The sequence below is a fragment of the Streptomyces spongiae genome, from assembly GCF_009377185.1.
Taxonomy (GTDB): domain Bacteria; phylum Actinomycetota; class Actinomycetes; order Streptomycetales; family Streptomycetaceae; genus Streptomyces; species Streptomyces spongiae.
Genome location: NZ_VJZC01000017.1, coordinates 30437 through 50183 on the forward strand (window position 1 = coordinate 30437; position 19747 = coordinate 50183).

At 68.3% G+C, this 19747-nt stretch carries 17 protein-coding genes and 2 pseudogenes; 4 read left to right on the forward strand and 15 right to left on the reverse strand.

All coding sequences use genetic code 11. The features are described from left to right. Window positions 1-5 precede the first annotated feature (5 nt). The 4 genes from FNH08_RS04820 to FNH08_RS04835 form a co-directional block, all read right to left on the reverse strand. Window positions 6-995, reverse strand: a complete 990-nt coding sequence (locus FNH08_RS04820) for an NAD(P)-dependent alcohol dehydrogenase (RefSeq protein WP_152769981.1) — start codon at window positions 993-995, stop codon at window positions 6-8. Window positions 996-1190: 195 nt separating this feature from the next. Next, window positions 1191-1841, reverse strand: coding sequence for a TetR/AcrR family transcriptional regulator C-terminal domain-containing protein (locus FNH08_RS04825; protein WP_228033898.1), 651 nt, complete (start codon window positions 1839-1841; stop codon window positions 1191-1193). A gap of 165 nt (window positions 1842-2006) precedes the next feature. Next, on the reverse strand, window positions 2007-2750 hold the full coding sequence (locus tag FNH08_RS04830) for a carbonic anhydrase family protein (protein WP_194238372.1): 744 nt from the start codon (window positions 2748-2750) through the stop codon (window positions 2007-2009). Window positions 2751-2790: 40 nt separating this feature from the next. Next, window positions 2791-3825 (reverse strand): LysR family transcriptional regulator, encoded by a 1035-nt coding sequence (locus tag FNH08_RS04835; protein WP_152769984.1) that lies wholly within the window; start codon window positions 3823-3825, stop codon window positions 2791-2793. A gap of 93 nt (window positions 3826-3918) precedes the next feature. Here FNH08_RS04835 and FNH08_RS04840 point away from each other — a divergent pair, with 93 nt between their 5' ends. The 4 genes and pseudogenes from FNH08_RS04840 to FNH08_RS04855 form a co-directional block, all read left to right on the forward strand. After that, on the forward strand, window positions 3919-5082 hold the full coding sequence (locus FNH08_RS04840; protein WP_265579740.1) for a nuclear transport factor 2 family protein: 1164 nt from the start codon (window positions 3919-3921) through the stop codon (window positions 5080-5082). A gap of 573 nt (window positions 5083-5655) precedes the next feature. Beyond that, a complete protein-coding gene (locus FNH08_RS04845; protein ID WP_152769985.1) occupies window positions 5656-6897 on the forward strand; it encodes a globin domain-containing protein in 1242 nt (413 codons plus the stop codon). 36 nt (window positions 6898-6933) lie between these two features. Then, window positions 6934-7581: a pyridoxamine 5'-phosphate oxidase family protein gene (locus FNH08_RS04850; RefSeq protein WP_322723709.1), complete on the forward strand. Its 648-nt coding sequence runs from the start codon at window positions 6934-6936 to the stop codon at window positions 7579-7581. A gap of 141 nt (window positions 7582-7722) precedes the next feature. Continuing rightward, a pseudogene (locus FNH08_RS04855) lies at window positions 7723-8684 on the forward strand (NAD-dependent DNA ligase LigA); the annotation flags it as partial. A 306-nt stretch (window positions 8685-8990) separates the two neighbouring features. Here FNH08_RS04855 and FNH08_RS04860 read toward each other — a convergent pair. From FNH08_RS04860 to FNH08_RS04910, 11 genes and pseudogenes are all read right to left on the reverse strand, one after another. After that, window positions 8991-10412, reverse strand: a complete 1422-nt coding sequence (locus FNH08_RS04860; protein ID WP_152770002.1) for an IS30 family transposase — start codon at window positions 10410-10412, stop codon at window positions 8991-8993. Continuing rightward, the gene (locus tag FNH08_RS04865) at window positions 10390-11085 is read right to left on the reverse strand and encodes an IS3 family transposase (RefSeq protein ID WP_194238373.1); all 696 of its coding nucleotides are present in this window, start codon (window positions 11083-11085) and stop codon (window positions 10390-10392) included. The genes FNH08_RS04860 and FNH08_RS04865 overlap by 23 nt, the downstream gene beginning before the upstream one ends. Continuing rightward, window positions 11082-11342: pseudogene (locus FNH08_RS04870) on the reverse strand (transposase); the annotation flags it as partial. The gene FNH08_RS04865 and the pseudogene FNH08_RS04870, both read right to left, overlap by 4 nt. Window positions 11343-11395: 53 nt before the next feature. Further along, the gene (locus FNH08_RS04875; protein ID WP_228033900.1) at window positions 11396-11929 is read right to left on the reverse strand and encodes a flavin reductase family protein; all 534 of its coding nucleotides are present in this window, start codon (window positions 11927-11929) and stop codon (window positions 11396-11398) included. A gap of 220 nt (window positions 11930-12149) precedes the next feature. Then, window positions 12150-13133 carry an alpha/beta hydrolase gene (locus FNH08_RS04880; RefSeq protein ID WP_152769988.1) on the reverse strand — a complete coding sequence of 328 codons (984 nt, stop codon included), beginning with the start codon at window positions 13131-13133 and terminating at the stop codon, window positions 12150-12152. Further along, entirely contained in the window at window positions 13130-14260 is a 1131-nt protein-coding gene (locus FNH08_RS04885) for an LLM class flavin-dependent oxidoreductase (protein WP_194238374.1), read from the reverse strand. Before FNH08_RS04885 ends, FNH08_RS04880 begins: the two co-directional genes overlap by 4 nt. 94 nt (window positions 14261-14354) lie before the next feature. Further along, a complete protein-coding gene (locus FNH08_RS04890) occupies window positions 14355-15251 on the reverse strand; it encodes an SDR family NAD(P)-dependent oxidoreductase (RefSeq protein ID WP_194238375.1) in 897 nt (298 codons plus the stop codon). Window positions 15252-15367: 116 nt separating this feature from the next. Continuing rightward, complete coding sequence (locus tag FNH08_RS04895; protein WP_194238376.1) at window positions 15368-16153, reverse strand: SDR family NAD(P)-dependent oxidoreductase; 786 nt, start codon at window positions 16151-16153, stop codon at window positions 15368-15370. Between the two features lie 419 nt (window positions 16154-16572). Beyond that, a complete protein-coding gene (locus FNH08_RS04900; protein WP_194238377.1) occupies window positions 16573-16794 on the reverse strand; it encodes a hypothetical protein in 222 nt (73 codons plus the stop codon). 470 nt (window positions 16795-17264) lie between these two features. Next, the gene (locus FNH08_RS04905; protein WP_194238378.1) at window positions 17265-17936 is read right to left on the reverse strand and encodes an alpha/beta hydrolase; all 672 of its coding nucleotides are present in this window, start codon (window positions 17934-17936) and stop codon (window positions 17265-17267) included. A gap of 171 nt (window positions 17937-18107) precedes the next feature. Beyond that, window positions 18108-19172, reverse strand: coding sequence for an alpha/beta hydrolase family protein (locus FNH08_RS04910; RefSeq protein WP_152769994.1), 1065 nt, complete (start codon window positions 19170-19172; stop codon window positions 18108-18110). Between the last annotated feature and the right edge of the window lie 575 nt (window positions 19173-19747).

The following is a 19747-nucleotide window of genomic DNA, read 5'->3' on the forward strand; positions in this document are numbered from 1 at the left end:
TGTGCTCACGGCACCGTGACCACAGCCTTGCCACGGGCGTGGCCCTGCTCCACGTGGCGCACGCCCTTGCCCGTGTCGGCCAAGGGGTAGGTCCGGTCGACAACCGGGGTGAGCTTGCCGGACTCGATGAGCGCGGTGACGGCGAGCAGGTCCTCGTGGGTCGGTCCGGCCGGGGCCGACGGGAGGATCAGGCGGAGCCGCTGCCGGACGAACGCGTTGACCGCGCTCAGCCGCAGCATGGAGCCCACCGCCCCGAACAGGCGGCCGGGCGAGCCGCCGCCGTTGGCCACCAGGGTCCCCGTCGGGGTGAGCGCCCGGCGCAGCCGACTCAGCGGGTGGTTGCCCACGTTGTCCAGGATCATGTCGTAGCGCACCCGCCCGCCGGTGAAGTCCTCCCTGGTGTAGTCGACGACGTGCGCGGCACCCAGTGAGCGCACCAAATCGACGTTGCGGGCGCTGCACACCCCGGTGACCTCCGCGCCCAGGGCCACGGCGATCTGTACGGCGAAGGTGCCCACACCACCGCCGGCCCCGTTGACCAGCACCCGTTGCCCGGCCTGCACTTGGCCAACCGTCCGGATGCCGCGCAGAGCGGTCACCGCCCCCATCGGCACGGCCGCGGCCTGCTCGAAGGTCAGGCTCGCGGGCTTGGGCACCAGCAGATCCGCGGTGGTGCGCGCGTACTGGGCGAAGGAGCCCTGGCAGAAGCCCAGCACCTCGTCACCGGGCTGGAGCCCTCGTACGTCGACGCCGACCGCCTCCACCTGCCCGGCCGCGTCGATGCCGGCCACCCGCGACTTCGGCCGGGTCAGCCCCACGCCTCCCATCAGCCGCGCCACGAACGGGTCGCCGCGCAGCATGTGCCAGTCGTAGGGGTTGAGCGCGGCGGCGCGCACCCGTACCAGCACCTGATCGGCCCCGACCTCGGGCCGGTCGGTGTCCGCCAGCCGCAGGATGTCCGGCGGGCCGAACCGTTCCTGAACAATCGCCTTCATTGGGTCTCCCCCATCACCTCGTAGTCGATTGCCGCTCGCCGTATTCGCCGGATACGGCATCGGCCGACCGTGACCGACGATGGAGGTGTACTGCGTACACCTCACTGATGGCAAGGTAGGTGTACGCCGTACACCCGTCAAGGGGTGAAGGCGGAGGGGAGCGGAGAAGGGCCGCCGGGGTCCCGCGTCGGCGGGTCAGTTCCTACGCAGGAGCCGCTCGAGGCCGTCCAGCGTCAGGTCCAGTGCGAACTCGAACTCGAACTGGTCGTCGCAGCCCGATCCGACGACGGAATCCGGGTCATGAGCGACCGCCATGGCCAGTTCGGTGATGTGGGGAAAGCGTGCGGCCATCTCCTCGGGCGGCATCGCATCCGGATCCGGCTCGCGGCCGGAGGAGTCCTCGAACAGCTCCTGGGAGAAGCCCAGCAGGCGGCTGCCCATGACGTGCATCGCGTGGTGGACCAGGTCGACCGAGAACCCTCCGGCCCGGAAGATCCCGATCATCGAGTCCAGGTACTCCATGACCGCGGGCGTCGGGGTGGCGCGCGCCTTCATCCTCGACTCGATGACCTCAGTCGCCCACGTGTGGCGCAGCAGCATACGGCGGGCCGACAGCACCCGTCGGCGAATGGCGGTCTTCCAGTCGGTGTTGCCGGCCGGCGGATCGATCTCACCGACGAGGACGTCGATCATGCCGTCCAACAACTCGTTCTTGTTGGCCACGTGCTTGTAGAGCGCCATGGGTACGACGCCGAGCGCCTGCGCGATCTTGCGCATGCTGAGCGCGTCGACTCCGCCTTCGTCGGCCAGAGCGACGGCGGCGCTCAGAACCCGCTCCTTGCTCAAGGGTGCGCGAGGCTGCGCGGGGCTGCCGGCCTGCGTGGTTGTCTCCACATTCCCCTCTCGTACGGGCAAGGCCCGGAGTCCGACGCCCTTCCCCCTGACGACGGTACAGCGTCCACCCGTCACCTCAACGCGGTTACGGCTCGACTCCGCCACTCCCTTCGGGCACTACCACCAGCGATGGCGGTCACTGGTGATCCGCCGGTCGCCGAGCGGCTGCACCGCCCGGGCGTTGCCCTTGGGGAAGACCTCCCGATAGTGGCCCAGCGCGGCGGCGGACGCCTGCACGGGATGGGTCAGCAGAATCCAGCGCACGCCCGGGGTGTAGGGACAGACGGTGGTGGAACCGAGATAGCGGTAGGACTCGGTGCAGGGCGGCAGCAGTGCGTCAAGCTCCACCGCGGGTACCTCCCAGGAGTCCTCGGACCGGCGGGCCGACCCCAGCAGCCGGTCCAGGGAGTCGTTGGCCTGCCCCGGGTGAACGAACACGCCGATGACCGCGTACTCGCCCACTCCCCCTACGGCCGTGCCGGCGTCCTGGACCACACGTGCGTACTTCATGTGTTGTTCCATCGGGAACGCCACCCCGCCGACGGTGTGTTCGGACGGCGTGTGCCAGTGCACGTCGATCAGTCGGTAGGTGTCGGCACCCACTGTCAGCAGACACTCCTGTCCGGGGAGCGGCTCGGCCTTCACGGTGCCCTCGTCGTCCCGCGTGCAGTCGGACCGGGTGCCGTCGGGCCGGTGCCGGTCCGGGGCGTCGAAGTGCAGTCGCAGGGCGAGTTCCGTCGGGTGGTGGAAACGCAAGGCAGGCAGGGCCGAGCAGTCGGTGTCCTGTGGGCGGATGTCGACGGGGCTCTGCGACAGGAGCGGCTTGTCGACGGAGGGCAGCGCGGGTGCGGTCTGGGACATGGGCGAACACCTTCGGCCGGGTCGGAAGGTCGGGGACGAGTCACCGCATACCCTCCCCCGCTGCCGCGTCGGGATTCTCAACATCACCTGGACTGCTGATCGCGCAGCACGGCCTTGACGCCCGCGGCCGGGGCTCCGCCCGCAGGCGTGTTCCCCTCTCTGACGGCTGGTGAGCGGCCTGGTCCGGGTGGACCGAGGCGAAGGCTTTGGCGAGTTGGTCGATCAGGGGCGCCGCGGAGGGGTGGGGGTCACGACGTGGTGTGATCGTGTAGATGCCGCGGGTCGGAGGGTCGACGAGGGCCACTGTGGTGATGTCGTTGCGCAGTGCGCACGTCAGGACTCCGGGGATCAGCGCGATGGCGTGGCCGGTTGCGACAAGGGCCAGCTTGCCGAGCAGATCGGCCGCGGTGAGGTCGATGCGGGCGCTGGTTCCGGCGCGGGCGGCATGCTGGCGCAGAAGTGCGGCCGAGCCGTCGTTGTCCTCCACCCAGGTCTGTTCGGCCAGCGTCCGCATGTGCACGGGGCCGCGGCCGGCCTGTGGATGGTCGACGGGCAGTGCGACGACCATGGCGTCCAGCCCGAGGAACCGGCGTTCGACACGCGGGTCGTTGGGCAGTCCTGGCGGTGCGTCGGTGACGACGGCGATGTCGAGATCGCCGACGGTCACACGGTGGTGCAGTTGTACGCTCAGGCCGGGGAGCAGGCTCCACCGGATGGATCCGGCTTGTTTCAGCAGGGCACGGATGGCCTCGGGGACGATCCCTGCGGCCAGAGCGGGTGTCGCACCGACGGCCAGCGGCCGGTCGAACGCCCCGTCACGAATGTCCCGTACGGCGCGAACGGCGCGGTCGGCCTCGTTGAGTGTGGCCAGAGCGTGGTGCCGGAACACCTCGCCGGCAGGTGTCGGACGCACACCGCGCGCATGGCGCTCCACCAGGGGAACGCCGAGTTGCCGCTCCAGCCCGGCGATCTGCCGGGAGACGGCCGACTGCGTGTGATTGAGCTCGGCGGCCGCAGCCGACAGCGACCCGAGCCGGCACACGGTCACGAAGGCCCGCCACACCATCAGTTCCATGACGGCATTATCCAGCTGGTATGCGTAAGTCGCGGAGCCGGCCTTCCAGATCTGCGCTTGTCGCAACCATCGTGGTCCACCACGCTGGCGGACATGACCAACCCGCACACGATCGCCGTCCTCGGACTGGGGCGCATGGGCGACGCGATCGCGACACGACTCACCGCCCAGGACTGGGACGTTGTCGGATGGACACGCTCCGGCCGCGCATCAGGCGCCGTCAGGACGACCGGCGATCCGAACGAGGCCGTGGCGAAGGCCGACCTCGTGGTCCTGGCGTTGTTCGACGGTCCGGCCTGCCGGCAGGTCCTCGACGACGTCCGTGACTCGCTGCGAGCGGACACGATCGTGCTGAACACCAGCACCGTCGCCCCAGCCGAAGCCTCGAGACTGGCCCGGCGACTCGGCTCGTCCTACGTGCACGCGCCCGTGCTCGGCTCTGTGCCGGCGGTCGCCGCCGGCGCCCTGCAGATTCTCGCCGCCGGCGACCAGGACGGGCTTGACCGAGTCCGAGCGGTTCTGGAGACCCTGGGTACCGTGCGGCGCGTCGACGACGCCTCCACCGCCGCCGCGCTCAAGCTGATCGCCAACAACAGCCTGACCGGCGCGATTCTCGCGCTGCGCGACTCGCTGCGGCAGGCCGACGCCCTCGGCCTGGCGCGTGCCCAGGTGCTGGACGTTCTCGAACTCGGCCAGCTCGGCGGGCTCGTGGCCCGCAAGCGACCTTTCCTCGTCGGCGAGTCGCTCACCGCCACGGCCGAATTCACAGTCGGTGCGCTGGCCAAGGACATGGCTCTGCTGGCCGCCGCATCAGACACTCCCCTGCGCAGCGCGGCCAACCTGGCCGACACCCCTGCCTCCCCCGAGGCCGATATCGCTGTCGCCGCCACGGCCCCCGCCGTGGACGACACCGTGCTCGAGCCGCTCCGCGCCTACATCCGGGGACACGCCACTGGCGACCCCGCTCACTTCCGCGACGCGTTCCTGCCCACCGCCCATATCGAGGGAATCCGGGACGGCGCATTCGTCTCGTGGCCCCTGGACGAGTACTGCGCTCTCTTCCAGGGCCGGCCGGCCTCGGACGAGCCGACCCGGTCCCGCCGCATCGACGCCATCGACGTCCACGGCACCGTCGCGACCGCGACCATGACGCTCCTGCACGGCACGGACACGTTCACCGACATCTTCCTGCTGGTCCGTGTCGACGGCTGTTGGCGCATCGCCAACAAGGCCTATCACCGCCGCTTTGAGCACTGACGCCACGGCCCGCATCGTGTGCATGCGGTGGTTCGTCGGAGGCGCCGGCCCGCTGCCACCGCTCCAGCCTCCGCCGGTGGATGTGGGTCCGGAGCCGGATCCCGGCTCCAGTGAGACAGATTTTGCCAAGGCAGGACGTACAGGATGCCCTGCGGACACAACCGTCCCGGCACCGGTACCGGCCACGAACCCCGGGCGACCGCTCCGGCCAGGGCAGCAGCAGTGGCGGCAGCGGCTCAGCCGGCGCCCACAAGTCGTCCACAATCCACGGCCGAGTGCTCACACTCCGACGAACGGCGGGCACTTCGACAAGATCGTGTGACGAGAGCTACTTTTGAGTCACCCATGCGGTCCTGTAGCGTCCGGAACCCATCGATCCGTTTCAACGCTGCCGCCCCGATGAGGACCCATGCTCGCCGAAGTCGCCGCCCCGAACGCCGCTCTCCTGAGACGAAGACGACGTGAAGACCCCACCTGTAGCCCTGGTCGGGGACGTGGCCCCGTGAGTGACGCCGTCCGGTGGCCCGGGGGCGGGAGGCAACCTCGAATACCGGACGAGGGAGCTCTGGTCCCTTGAAATTCCGGATCAACCGCTCAAGCAGTGAATCCCCGCACCCGCCTGTGGAGCCCTCAGCGCCCACCCCGGCGGGGCACAAGACGGAGCCTGAGGTCGTCGAGGCTCCTCTGTCGGCTCACGAGCAGGACCTCGTTCGCGCCTCCGTCTCGGTGGTCGAGCCGTACGCCACAGAAATGACGGTCTACTTCTACGCGATCCTCTTCGCCCGGTACCCCGAGGTCCGTCCCCTGTTCCCGCCGGGAATGGACACCCAGCGCGACCGCCTGCTGCGCGCGCTGCTGCGCATCGTGGAGCTGATCGACGACCCGGAGGGCCTGGCCCGCTTCTGCGGACACCTCGGACGCGATCACCGTAAGTTCGGAACGCTCAGTGCCCACTTCCCAGCCGTGGGCGAGTGCCTCCTCGCCTCCCTGGCCCGCTACGCCGGCCCCGCGTGGACCCCGGACCTCGCCGCCGCCTGGACCAAAGCGTACGGCGCGATCGCCGACCTCATGATCAGTGCTGCCGAGCAGGACGAGGCGGTGCGGCCGGCCGTGTGGCCCGCCACGGTCGTACACCGTGTCTCGCGGGGACACGGCATCGTCGAAATCACCGTGCGCCCCCACATGCCCTACGAGTACGCCGCCGGCCAGTACGTAAGCGTCGAGACCCCCTGGTGGCCGAAGCAGTGGCGTTACTACTCGCCCGCCAACGCGCCCCGTGAGGACGGCACGCTCACCTTTCACGTACGCGCGGTGGCCGGCGGCTCCGTCAGCGGCGCGCTGGTGCACCGCGCCGCGGTGGGCGACATGATCCAGCTGGGGCCCCCGCTGGGCGACATGGTTCTGGACGCCGCGGCCCACAGTGACCTGCTCTGTGTGGCCGGCGGCACCGGTCTCGCCCCGATCCGCGCGCTCGTCGAAGAGGTAGCCCGTCGCGGCGAGCGCCACCGGGTCGACCTGTTCCTCGGTGCCCGAACCGGCGCCGAGCTGTACGGGGTCGACGACATGCTCCGGATGGCCCAGCGGCACCACTGGCTGACCATCAGGGGTGCGGTCTCCCAGGAGTACATCCCTGGCATCAGAGGGTCCCTGCCGGAGGTTCTGGCCGAGTACGGACCGTGGTACCAGCACGACGCCTTTCTCAGCGGCCCGGCCCCGATGGTCGTCGCCGCCACCAAGACGCTCAGGCTGGGCGGCACCTCGCTCGACCGCATCCATCACGACCCGTTCGAGACGCCCGTCCTGTCCATTCCCTGAGCCAAGCGCTTGCCCGTCCTGCCAGGAGAACGCCCCGTGACCTTCCCCCCGCCGCACTTCGGATCAGCAGGTGAACACCGGCTGCAGCAGGAACTGGGCACCGCCAACCGCGCGGCCCGGTTCTACGATCAACAGGTACGTCCCTGCCTCACGCCCGAGATGCGGGACTTCATCGGTCGCCAGGCAATGGTCTTCCTGGCCACCGCCGACTCCCATGGGGAATGTGATGCCAGCTTCCGCGCCGGGCCGCCGGGTTTTGTCCACGTGATCGACGACCACACGCTCGCGTACCCCGAATTCCGCGGGAACGGTGTGCTCGCCAGTGCCGGAAACATGGCGGAGAACCCCCACCTCGGCATGCTTTTCGTGGACTTCACGCACCACCACGTGGGACTTCATGTCAACGGCACGGCCCGGCTCTACACCGACGCGGGTCTGCGCTCCGTCCATCCTGGCCTGCCCACCGATGTCGCTCCTGGGCGAAGCCCTGAGATGTGGGTCCACCTGAGCGTCGAAGAGGCCTACATCCACTGCTCCAAGTACATACCCCACCTGGAGCCGGCCCCCCGGCCCACCAGCCACGACACCGCTCGCCCCAAGGACGCGAACTACTTCACCGGGTCCTCCCACGGCACTGCCGAACAAGCCCTGCACGCACAGAGCAGCTTGCAACAGCCCACGTGACGCGAGAGCGGTGCCCCTCTACCCCCTGCAGAACGCCGGAGTGCGGCCCGGCGCGGTCGTGGGTGTGACGTCGTCGCCCGCGTGCCAGGGGCGTTGTCAGTGGTGGGGTGCAGGATGACAGGCATGACAACACCTACCACAATGATCGTGGATGCCGCCGCCTACGCGCAGGCGGTCGAGGACGCGGTGAAGGCGTCGGCCGCCTACTACGGGGGCGGCACGTCGGCACTGGACGACGACGCCTACGACCGGCTGGTGCGCGGCATCGCGGCGTGGGAGTCCGAGCACCCCGACCTGGTGCTGCCCGACTCCCCACGGGGAAGGTCGCCGGTGGAGCCGTGGAAGGCGACGTCCCGCACACGGTGGCGATGCTGAGCCTGGACAACGTGTTCTCGCCGGAGGAGTTCACCGCGTGGACGGCGTCGCTGGCCCGGCGGATCGGCCACGAGGTGGAGCGGTTCAGTGTCGAGCCGAAGCTGGACGGCCTCGCGATAGCAGCCCGCTACACCCGTGGCCGCCTGAGACGGCTGATCACACGAGGTGACGGGACGGCCGGGGAGGACGTCTCGCACGCCATGGGCACGGTCGAGGGCCTGCCGCAGGAGCTGGCGGAACCGGTCACGGTGGAAGTGCGCGGCGAAGTCCTCATGACCACCGCCCAGTTCGAGCACGCCAATGAGGTGCGCACCGCGCACGGCGGGCAGTTGTTCGCCAACCCGCGCAGCGCCGCGGCCGGCAGCCTGCGTGCCAGGGATCGCGCCTACACCGTGCCGATGACGTTCTTCGGCTACGGCCTGCTGCCCCTTGCCGACACCGAGCCCGCCCTGGCCGGGCAACTGGGCGAGCTCGCGCACAGCGACCTCATGGCCCAGGTCGCCGCGTACGGGGTGAACACCACCGCCACGACCCCCGTGCCCGGCGTCACCGCCGAGACGGCCGAGCAGGTCATGGCCCGGGTGAAGGAGATCGCCGCGCTACGGGCCGAGTTGCCGTTCGGGATCGACGGGATCGTCATCAAGGCCGACCTGGCCGCCGACCAGCAGGCCGCCGGATCCGGGACGCGCGCCCCACGCTGGGCGATCGCCTACAAGCTGCCGGTTCTGCCGCAAAATCAGAGCTGATGCGCTCCGTCAAGTTCACTGTGACGCCCCAGGCCAGGAGGGCATCGGTTCCGCAGGTGGCAGCAACAGTGCTGTTGCACTTCTCGGGTAGTGGGGGGCAATCCACGAAATGCTGATGGCGCTCGTTGAAAGCGGTTCTGTCAGCGATCTCGTGAATGCCGTGGTCAAGAGGTTGCTCCGATGGGAATGCCCTGGCAATGGAGGCCGTCCCCGACGGTGCCGAACGATGGCAGGAGCCCGGCGGAGCGGATCCTTTCCCCGAAGACCCAGGAGGTGAACTGGGTGGGTTCAATCAGTCGTTGCAACATCGGGTTGTCGGATCAAGCGTAGTTGCTCGGCGAAGACCTCGGCTGGGGTCTTCCAGCCGAGGACCTTGCGGGGGCGGTTGTTGATCGCCAAGGCGACGGCCTCGAGTTCCTCGGCGGACCACCTGGCCAGGTCGGTCCCCTTCGGGAAGTACTGGCGCAGCAGCCCGTTGGTGTTCTCGTTCGTCGGGCGCTGCCAGGGCGAGTGCGGATCGGCGAAGAACACCTTCGTCCCGGTCTCGAGCGCGAACTGGGCATGTCCGGACAGCTCCTTGCCGCGGTCCCAGGTCAGGGTCTTGCGCAGTTGCTCGGGCAGGCGCGTCATCGACGCCGTCAGGGCGGCGTTCATCGCGGCTGCGCCGTATCCGCCGAGCGACGGGCCGTTCTTCACGGGTGGTCTCTCGCCCCAGCCCTCCAGCTGCGGGAGGCGGACCAAGAGCGTCGAGCGGCTCGAACGCTCGACGAGCGTGCCGATCGCAGACCGGCCGGTGCCGATGATCAGATCGCCCTCCCAGTGCCCGGGAACGGCTCGGTCCGCGGCTTCGGCGGGCCGCTCGCTGAGGACCACATCGGCGGTGACGTGACCCTGCGGCCTGTTCCGCGTCCGGGCTCGTGGTTCCCGCAGCGCACGTCCGGTGCGCAAGCACGCGACGAGCTCACGCTTGAGGGCTCCGCGGCCCTGGATGAACAATGCCTGGTAGATCGCCTCGTGGCTGATCCGCATGGACTCATCATCGGGGAAGTCGAGCCTGACACGGTAGCTGATCTGCTGCGGGCTCCAGGCCGTCACCCATCGCCGATCTGCTCGGTGGGGCTTCATCTTGCGACCTTTCCACTCGGCAGCGTCCGGCCCCGCTACGGCTGTGCTGTCAGCGAGCCGCACGGTGCCGTCCAAGCGCTCTTGGACATACTCGCGCAGGCGGTCGTTGGTGACGAGCTTTGCGACCTTGGGGCGCTTGGCAGCCTGCTGCGCCTTCCACTGAGCGACCGTCGCGCGGTACTCCTGCTTGCCGCCGCGCGTGGCGGCGTTGCGGCGCAGCTCACGAGAGATCGTCCCGGCATCACGCCCCAGGGCGCGGGCGATCTGGCGCACCCGGGCGCCCTTCGCGCGCAGGATCGCGATGTCCTCGCGCTCCTCGAACGACAGGTAGCGGCCTGTGGGCCCAGCCAGCGAGATCGGTGGCATGCCGCCAGCGTGACGAAACCACCGGGAACCCACCGGCCAGGACACGCCGACCGCCAACGACGCCTCCACCGTCGTGCCCCCCGTGGCGATCAGCCGCCAGAACTGGCGCTGCACCACCCGTGACGGGTCCGGCCGGCCAGGCGAGCGCATCGCTGGCCGAAGTGCTCGATCAGCACGCCACTGCCGACGCGCCCCTTCAGGAACATCGCTGGTCTTCAAACTCCAGTCCGCCGTGGCCACGCCGCACACCTCCGAGATCAAGGTGTTGCGACGACCAGTTGAATCCGCCCTGACAGCCGCGATCCGAGTGAAGGACCACCTGCCGAGCGGGACGACGTCGGCGGCATGCGGACCGGAGTGCGTCCGCGACAAGTTCGGTGCGCAGGTGGTCGGCGGTGGACCAGCCGACCACGCGGCGGGAGGCGATGTCGATGACGGTGGCCAGATAGAGCCAGCCCTCCTCGGTCGGGATGTAGGTGATGTCACCGCACCAGCGGGTGTCGAGTCCGCCCGGGACGGGAGCGAAGTCCCGGACGATGAGATCGGGCCGGGATGCGGCCCGCGGGTCGGGGATCGTCGTCAACTGCCGTCGCCTGCGGTGCCGCCCTTGCAGGCCGGCGTTGCGCATCAGCCGGACGATGCTGCGCCGTCCGCACTTCTCGCCCTGTCGTTGCAGGACGGCATGGACTCGTGGGGCGCCGTAGGTCCCGCGGGAGTGCTCGTGAACCTCGGTGATCTTCTCGGTCAGCTCGGCATCGCGGACCGCCCGTGGACCGGGCCTGCCGGTGCGGCGGGCAAAGAAGGCGGCTCGGGAGACCTGCAGCAGTTCACACGCGCGCTTGACGCTGTGACCGTCTCGCTTCTCCGCCTCGATGAACGGGTGCACCGTCACCGGGTCTCCTTCGCGAAGAAAGCCCTGGCCCGCTTGAGGACCCAGACGTCCTCCCGCAGCCGGCGATTCTCCCGCCGCAGCGCGGCCAGCTCCTCGCGTTCGCTGCTGGTCAGCCCGTCACGCTCGCCCGCGTCGACCTCGGCCTGGCTGACCCACAGCCGCACCGCGGTCTCGGTCAGGTCGAAGTCCTTGGCGACCTGGCCCACCGAGCGGTCACCGCGTCGGCACAGCTCGACGATCTCGGCCTTGAACTCCGGAGTGAGCCGCCTTCAGCGCCGTCTGGGCGGAGTTCACTTCGGTTCCTCCACGATTACGGGTCGCCGTCCGGCACCGTGTGGGTGCCGAAGCTTCGCGCGTGGTAAGTCAAGGGCGCGCCGTCGCGATGGTCGGCGTGCAGGACCTTGCCCAGCAGCACCATATGGTCCCCGCCGTCGACCATCGACTCGATCTCACACGCCAGCCAGCCGAGCGCGTTCGGTAGTCGCGGCAGTCCATGGTCGAGCAGCCATCGGGTGTCCGCGAACTTGGCGGCCCCGCCCTTGCGGGCGAAGCGCAGGGCGACATCCGAGTGCGCCGAGCCCAGCACGTTGACGCCGAACCGGCCGGACCGACCCACGATGCTCAACAGCTCACTCGTCCGGTCCAGGGAGACGAGAACCATCGGAGGGGAAAGCGACAGGGACGCGAACGCGCTGACCGTTGTACCGTGCGGAAATCCCTCCTGGATTCCCGTCACGACCGTTACCGGCGTGACGACTTGGGCCATCGCGTCGCGGAACATCCGTGACAGGTCGCCCGAATCCAAGCTGCTCTCAGAGCTGCTCGTCGTGGAAATCGCCGTCATCACTACACCTCCGAGTGCTCGTTTCCCCGCCCTGTCGCGGGCTCCCATGAGGGCCGCGCCCTGCAACTGAGCGCGGGGCCGGTCCCCGCGTCAGCGGCCGGGCCAGGCAGCCACTGCCGCTCTCCACTCTCACTTCGATGAGCAGAAGGGCGACTTCGCCCGAACAGCCTGCCCAGGGCGCTCGTCGTTGGCTGCCCTGGGCTCGTCAACAGCGAGGTGGTCACTGCCGACGGACTTCGGTGGGAGGCGCCTGCGGCCCGCGCCCGACCTGGCGGAGGAGGGCATCGATGCGGTCGTTCGCCTGGTCCGCGAGGGGGATGGGGGCTCCGGTGAAGACATGCCCGCCGCCGGGATAGACAGCTATTTCGGCCTCGTTGCCGGCCGCGATCCAGCGGGCGTGCATGAACAACGAGTCGTCCAGGAACGGATCCAGAGTGCCCACCGTGAACAACGCCGTCGGAAGATCCCGCAGATCCGCGAACAGAGGCGACAGATCCGGATCCTGGCGTTGTTCGCTCAGGGGCGCGACCGCGTTCGTACATGCTCGGATCATGTCCACCGAAACCGGCACCGCGTCGGCGCCGAGCAGGGTCTGGCTCGGGGTCATCGAGAGGTCGAAATTCCCGAAGACCAGGTTCGCCGCCTGGAACCCGGTGGACCCAAGTCGCTCGCGCAGCCGGACCAGGACGGAGGCCGCGAGTGTCGCGCCCGCCGACAGGCCACCGATCGCGAGCGCATCGGTGCCGAACTCCGACTTCGCATTCTCGATCAGCCACAGCGCCGCGGATTCGGCGTCATCCCATGCCGCGGGGTGAGGGTGCGCGGGCGCCAGCCGGTAGTCCACGTCGATGCAGGCGAGCCCGGTGTTCCGCGCGATCCGTTCCAGCTCCTGATCCGACTGCGCCGCGCTGCCACTGACGAAACCGCCGCCGTGGAAGTTCAGGTAGACGCCCTTGGGGCGGTCCGGAGCGATGACCCGCAAAGCCAGTTCGTGACCGTCCCGTCCCTCTATCCGGATGGTGCGTGCCCGCTCCGAAGGCTGTGTGGGAGGCATCGGGATGCCGCCGCCCGCTTCTGGACCGGGCAGGCCCTTCACCAGCTCGCGAAGTCGCAGGTTGAACTCGGCTGTTTCGGGCGCGATGGCTTCCGCTCGGAACAACGTCCCGTCAAGCCCGCTCACCTGGACCGGTTCGGATGTCGTCATCGCGGACCGGCCTCACTGGCGCCCGCCGCGGATTCCGTGGCGTCCCCGTCGATGCTGCTGGACGCCGGCCAGCTCTTGATCTCCGGCATGCAGTGCTCGGCGAAGCACCGCATGTTGCGCACCGCCTCATCGTGAGGCATCCCGCCGAAGAACAGCTGCGGGAACATTCCCTGCGGATGGATCTGGTCGCGCGTCTCCTCCAGGCGTTTCAGCACCTGGTCCGGGGTGCCCGCGATGATCTGCGAGACGAAGCCGTCCACCATGCGCTCCACGTCCTCGTCGGTCTCGATCGCCGGGATGGGCCCGTAGGCGGGACGGCCCCGCATCTGGTAGTGCCAGATGCCGACGCGCTGCGCGTTGCCCCCGTACAGGCGGGCGATCTCCTGCGCACGGTCCGCACTCTCGTCCACCACGATGATGCTTGAGGCGAAAGGCGCCGGAGGCTTGTTGTCGGGGCCGTGCGCTTCCCGCCATGCGTTCAGGTAGCTGTCGATAGGCAGCCCACCTTCGGGCACCTTGAACGGAAGTGTGGTGGTCGTCAGCTGCCCCAGTCCCAGCCGGCCGGCCTGGCGCTGGCTGTCGGGGGAGCCGAGGGCCGCGAACAGCCGCCCCTTGAAGGAACGGCCCGGTCGCGGTCGCAGCTCCACCCGCGGCTGCTGGAAGAACTCGCCGCCCTCCATCACGCCCGTCTCCAGTCCGTCCACGAGGAGCTGCAGCATCTCGTCGTAGCGCTGTCGCGCCGCCTCCGGGTCAATGCGCAGGCCCTTGTACTCGCGCGGCGCCATGCCACGCCCGAGTCCGATGATCGCCCGGCCGTTGGACACCTCGTCGAGGGTGATGATCTGTTCGGCCAGGCGGACCGGGTCGTGCCAGGGCAGGACGAGCACCTGGGTACCCAACCGGATCCGCCGCGTGCGGCCGGCGAGGTAGGACAGGAACATCAGAGGGTCCGGAGCGAGGGAGTGGCGGGTGAAGTGATGCTCAGTGAGCCAGATCGAGTCCAGACCCAGCTCCTCCGCGAGCACCCACCGTTCGACCTCCTCGCGTACGAACTGGCCGTCCGGGTAGTCGGCCTCCTCGCCGTCCGGACCATAGTGCTGAAGACCTGTGGCTATTCCTATGTGCATGCTGCTGCCTCCGAGAAATCGATTACTGGTTGTCGCGCGTGTAAGCCCGACGCGAGAAGACTGAGAGCAGGGTCGGCAAGAACGGACCGGTGCTTCAGCCAAACAATTCGGTGAGGGCGCGGCGCATCGCCCTGTCGGCCGCGAGGCGTTCGAGATCGGGTTCTTCATCCGGTATCAGGACGAGGAGCGCCTCCCGCCGGAGTTCGATCAGGCCTTTGGCCATCCGTTCGGTGAACACGTAGGGCTGGTCGTGGCGGATGGCGTGCAGTACCTGACGGCCAACCTCCAACGGATCGCTGCCGAACGACGCGAGCATGCCCTTCAACATCTCGGGGTCCAGGCCGGCGTCGTGCGGTCCGAGGTCGGAACTGTCGACCCGGTATCGCTCCGGGCGCCTGTCGCCGTGATCGTGGATGTTCGTGTTGACCGCCGAAGGGCAGAGGACCGTGACCCCGATGTCCTCGGCCGCCAGGTCCTCGCGCAGGCACTCCATCATCGCGACGACACCGAATTTGGCGGTGGAATAGACTCCGCCGTTACCAGCGACCGTGATACCGCCGAGCGAGGCCGTTGCCATCACATGGCCGCCTTCCCCATGCGCACGAATTCGCGGCAGAACAGTGGTGACACCAATGATGACGCCGCCGAGATTAACCCCCAGCAACCAGTCCCAGTCCTCCCAGGTGGCCTGTGCGATGGGGGTGAGGACACCGATTCCCGCGTTGTTGCACAACACGTGGATACGGGAGAAGACCCGCTCGGCCTCATCGGCCGCCCTGGACCAGGCCTCGCGGTCGGCCACGTCCAATTTGATGAGGTGGAACTCCGCTCCACCTCTCGCCAGAGTCTCCTCGGCCGCCGCCCGATGGTCGTCCCTGATATCGACGACGACTACTTTCATGCCAGCTCGGGAGAACGCCTTCGCCATGCCGAGCCCGATACCGGAGGCACCCCCGGTGATGAACGCGACCTTTCCCGAAAGGTCCCGCATCTCAGCCTCCCTCCCCGACCGGACCGCGGTTTCCGGTCCGTCCCTGCGCTGTGTAGACAGCGCCCCACAGGTCAGGCGGCGGACCGCCGCCCGGCAGCGCGCGGTCGGGCGCTGCCTCACAGGCCGTAAGCAGAGGATCGAAATACCGCGATATCCTCGCGGAACTCGGCGTGGGTGAGTACGTACATGTCGTTCCGACGCATTCCTTCGAGCACTCGGCGCCCGACCTCGACGGCCTCCATCCCCGCATCCATCGGCGAGCCCCGCGGCGGTAGCGGCGGGCCACATGGGCTGTTTGACGGTAGTGGGGAGCGGGCTCCCCAGGTGTTGTTGCGTGTCAGGCCCGGACAGAGAACCGATACGCCGATGCCTGCATCGAGCAGTTCGGCGCGCAGGGCCTCCATCATGCCCAGCACTCCACGCTTGGCCACCGAGTAGATGCCGGAGATGCTCAAGGGCGTCAGCGCCGCCATGGACGCCGTAGAGATGATGTGGCCGCCCTCGCCGTGCGCGAGCATCCTGCCCAGGAAAGCCTGCACGCCGTTCACGACCCCACCCAGGTCGACCCCGAGAATCCGGTCCCAGTCGTCGTAACCCGCATCCGCGATCCGCCCGAGCGAACTGATCCCCGCATTGTTCACCAGGACATAGACGTGCCCGAACACATGCTCAGCCTCATCCGCCGCCCGCTGCCAATCGATGCGATCGGTTACGTCCAGAGGGATGAAGTGGAAGGAGCCGCCAGCCTGCGTCAGCAGGTCGCGGGCCTTGGCCAGGTGATCGTCACTGACGTCAGTGACGATGACCTTCATACGGCTCTCCGCGAAGGCTTGGGCTATTCCCAGACCGATGCCACTGGCCGCTCCGGTAACGAACGCGACCTTGCCTGCAACATCTCTCATCGTGCATGGCCTCCTCACCAAGCACCCCATCATGTCCTGAATAGTAGAACTGTAATGTTGCTCGATAGGACAAGTGAAGCCGAGGGGAGCCGGCAAGTCAAGGGCGTATGACCGTTAAGCGGGACAGGTGCGTCCCGCACGGCGGTCATCTCGTTGATGAGTGCCCCCAGCGCCACGTACACGGAACCCGCCTCACAGGCTGGCGGCGACGCCGAAACAAGATCACCGAGCGGGCCACCGCGATGCTCCGGTCCCTCGCCACAGCCGCCCACACCCAGGACAGCACCGCTGGAAGTGCACAGTGCGTAGGTCACCGCTTGCGGCTGGGGAGGCAGGCGTCGGCGTTCGTGGCTTGTGTCGGCTTCGCCGTAGGCGCGGGTGCCCGGGAGCGTCTCGCGTTACAGGGACGCGTGGATCTCTCACAGGCCGCGTTGTCCGCGTGGGCGCCGACCGTACCCATCGCCCGTGGCTCGGTGGCGGCGCGGCAGGACCGCGGTGAAGTAGGAGCCGTCGGGCAGCGGGCGGCGTACAGTCGGGCGCCGCTTGCGGCTGGAGCGCGGCACGGAACGGGCCCCAGTGTCCTGCACGGCCCGAAAGAAGTCGGGCGCGTAGTGGTCGGCGTCGGTCGGCAGGAGCATCATCGATGCATGCAGGTGTACCAACAGACCTAGCGCGTAAGTGAGTTCATCGACGTCCTCGGCTCCGAAGACCGCGTCCACCAGAGCCCGTGTGCCCGCACTCCACGAGGGCCACCGTGCGAACCAAGGGGCGGCCGAACGTGCAGACCCTTCCGCTCTGTTTGCGAAAGTGCCAGGTAGGCGCCTTCTCGCGCCTTCTGTCGTCTTCTATCGGGGCCTACACCTGGTCGCCGTGGACGGTACGACCCACAGGACTGGCCGCGATCTTGGCCGACGCCGCCTGGCAGGAGGATCGCCCGAAGAAGGCCAGGGCGAGCACGAAGCACACCACGACGCGTGCCGGGAACGGCGTCGGCCTCTAGCGGGAGACCGAAGCCGCAGGACAGCTGGGGACGTTCGTGTGGCCACAACCGCGGGGAAGTCCCTACCTCGGCAATCGCCCCCCACCACTCCGTTGTGCCACCACGCTGCTTTCAGCGGCGGCCGCGACCGTCAGGCGTACCTCCGACGATCAGTTCCGCGAGTTCAGCCGGACGTGTCAGGAACGGCGAGTGGTCCGTGGGCCACTCGATGACCTCGGATGCGTTCGCTGCCATCTTGCGCTGCGACACCGGCGGCAGAGCCTGGTCGTTCGTGCACACTAGGTAGGTGCTCGGAATCGAGCGCCACGCAGCTTCGGCGTCCGACACGCTGGGGCCCTCCAGCGGCATGGGACGCAGGCGCGCGGCCCAGGCGGTGGCCGCCTGCGCGTCGGCGTCGCCGTAAAACACGGCGGCGGCCGCCTGCGGATCCACCCTCAGCTCCAGTCCGTCGATGAGGAGTGACGCGCCGAGGAGACTGCTTGTGGCCGGCACGTCCTCATCGCGCGGATCGCCGAGAAACGCCGCGACATAGACGAGCCGGGCCACAGGAAGGCCGGTCGCAGCCTGGGTGATCACCCGCCCACCGTAGGAGTGCCCGACGACGATCGCGTCGCCTCCCGCAGCCTGGATCGCTGAGCGGGCTGCGGCAACATCCTCGGCAAAGCCGGTCAGTGGCAGTTCGACGGCTGCCGCCTCGACACCGCGATGCTGCAACTCGGCGACGACGCCGTCCCAGCACCAAGCTCCGTGCCAAGCTCCATGGATCAGTACAACCTTTGTCACTGTGCAACTCGTTCCATCTAGGGGCCGGCGAGGCCATCTGTCACGGCTCAGCCGACAAGCTGACTTGGAGCCCCGCTCCGCGCCGTCAATGAAGCAGGACAACTACTCGCAACACTGCGGGCAACCGCAAACAGGGGCTATGGACGCACGGCCAGGTCGAGGTCCAACACGTCACCTGCCCGCAGACGACAGGTGGTAGCGGTCGATCCATTCGAACATCAACTCAAGCACCTGGGGCATCTTGGAAGCGGCGCAGTGTCCGGTGTCCGGAAGCAAGTGGACTTCCGTGTCCCGGCGGCCGACGAAGACAAGGGTGTCCTGCCGTGGAACATGGACATCACCGGCACCATTGATGACCAGCATCGGCACGTTCGTGTTCAGGTTGAGCAGCGGGCGCAGGTCGAACGGCGGCCAGATCCGGGCCAGTTGCGCATCATTCGGTTCATGGTCGAACCCCAACGCATTGCCGACGCTGCCTTCCATGCCATACGCGAAGGTCCGATCCCGGGCGAATGCCGCTTCGATGGGACCGCCGATGACGATCGCCGCGTCGACATCCCCCGCCAGGCCCGAGCAGGCCGAGAAGTGACCGCCCATCGATATGCCGAGATGCAGGACGCGCCCGTTGCCCAGCGCCCGTGCCTCGATGGCCAGGGCGCCCACCAGGTCAGCGCCGTCCTCCGAGTCCATGGGGCCGGCACATTCACCCGTGCCCGGAATGTCGAAGGCCAGCACGCCCATACCGGTTCGCAGGGCGACCGCCTCGAAGAGCCCGTGGAGATCCATTTTCCAGGTGTCCACTCCACCGCTGGCGAGCAGGACGGGGGCATCGCCTGACCAGCCCGGCGGAGTGAGAAAGTGCGCGGGTACAGCGGTGACCCCCTCGCCGCAGGGCACCTGGACGGCCCGGCGCTGAAACCCGACCTTGAAACCGGGAGCGGCAAGCAGGTATTGCTTGAGCTGCCGCTCCAGCGCCGTGCGCTTGGCGTCGTCGGCCAGCGTGGGAAACTTCGCCCATCCGTAGGCCAGCGCCGCAAGCTGATGCTCACCAAGCTCCGCATATCCGGCGGCCAGTCGCGACCACTCGTACACCCAGCCGCCCGGCTCGTCGAGCCACATGTCAGTGACCGTCGATCGGACGGTGTCGACGTCCGCGGAAGGCAAACCGTTGTTCACCATCTGCCAGTACCGCTCGACGAACAGGTCCTCGGGGGCGACCTTCCACCGGTAAGGCATGCGGATACCTACTTCCCAAACAGCGCTGATACAGGACTTTTGCTTTGGACACCGCAGGGAGCACGCCCCTGGCCCTGTCGGGACAACGACATCAAGCCTGCTGAACCGTTGACCGGTCGGCGACCGAGACACACAGGTGAGGGGTGACCTCCTGACGGAGAAACACGCATGCGCCTGACCGGGCGCGGCCTGCTTCCCCCGCCTCGGCGAAAGCGGGCCGCCGCCACGACACCCGGCGTCAGCAGGAAGTGCCTCCGATCCACCCATGACGAAGAGGTCATCGCCGCCGCGGACACGGGAGCGGAAGGGGTCAGCACGGTGAGGGAAGTAGGAGCCCGAGGTTGCGGCTCGGACGAAAGCTGCCGCTCTGTCACACAGGTCCTCCTCACCCCGACCAAGGGCTGGTTCCACATATCCGACCGGCTCACCGGTCCTCGACAGGAGTGCTCAGCTCTCAGCGCTGGTGTTACATCCACTCCACATCACCAGACGCTATTGTCCCGCTTAGCAGAACTCAAGTTTCGCATCAGAGGACATTGACGAACGCTTCCGGTATCGTCTGCGCCTGCGTCGCC

Excerpts from the sequence above, each read along its gene's own strand:
- FNH08_RS04820 (WP_152769981.1), bottom strand. The coding sequence starts at position 995 with ATGAAGGCGATTGTTCAGGAACGGTTCGGCCCGCCGGACATCCTGCGG.
- FNH08_RS04830 (WP_194238372.1), bottom strand. The coding sequence starts at position 2,750 with ATGTCCCAGACCGCACCCGCGCTGCCCTCCGTCGACAAGCCGCTCCTG.
- FNH08_RS04835 (WP_152769984.1), bottom strand. The coding sequence starts at position 3,825 with ATGGAACTGATGGTGTGGCGGGCCTTCGTGACCGTGTGCCGGCTCGGG.
- FNH08_RS04840 (WP_265579740.1), top strand. The coding sequence starts at position 3,919 with ATGACCAACCCGCACACGATCGCCGTCCTCGGACTGGGGCGCATGGGC.
- FNH08_RS04875 (WP_228033900.1), bottom strand. The coding sequence starts at position 11,929 with ATGACGGCGATTTCCACGACGAGCAGCTCTGAGAGCAGCTTGGATTCG.
- FNH08_RS04880 (WP_152769988.1), bottom strand. The coding sequence starts at position 13,133 with ATGACGACATCCGAACCGGTCCAGGTGAGCGGGCTTGACGGGACGTTG.
- FNH08_RS04885 (WP_194238374.1), bottom strand. The coding sequence starts at position 14,260 with ATGCACATAGGAATAGCCACAGGTCTTCAGCACTATGGTCCGGACGGC.
- FNH08_RS04890 (WP_194238375.1), bottom strand. The coding sequence starts at position 15,251 with ATGCGGGACCTTTCGGGAAAGGTCGCGTTCATCACCGGGGGTGCCTCC.
- FNH08_RS04895 (WP_194238376.1), bottom strand. The coding sequence starts at position 16,153 with ATGAGAGATGTTGCAGGCAAGGTCGCGTTCGTTACCGGAGCGGCCAGT.
- FNH08_RS04900 (WP_194238377.1), bottom strand. The coding sequence starts at position 16,794 with ATGATGCTCCTGCCGACCGACGCCGACCACTACGCGCCCGACTTCTTT.
- FNH08_RS04910 (WP_152769994.1), bottom strand. The coding sequence starts at position 19,172 with ATGCCTTACCGGTGGAAGGTCGCCCCCGAGGACCTGTTCGTCGAGCGG.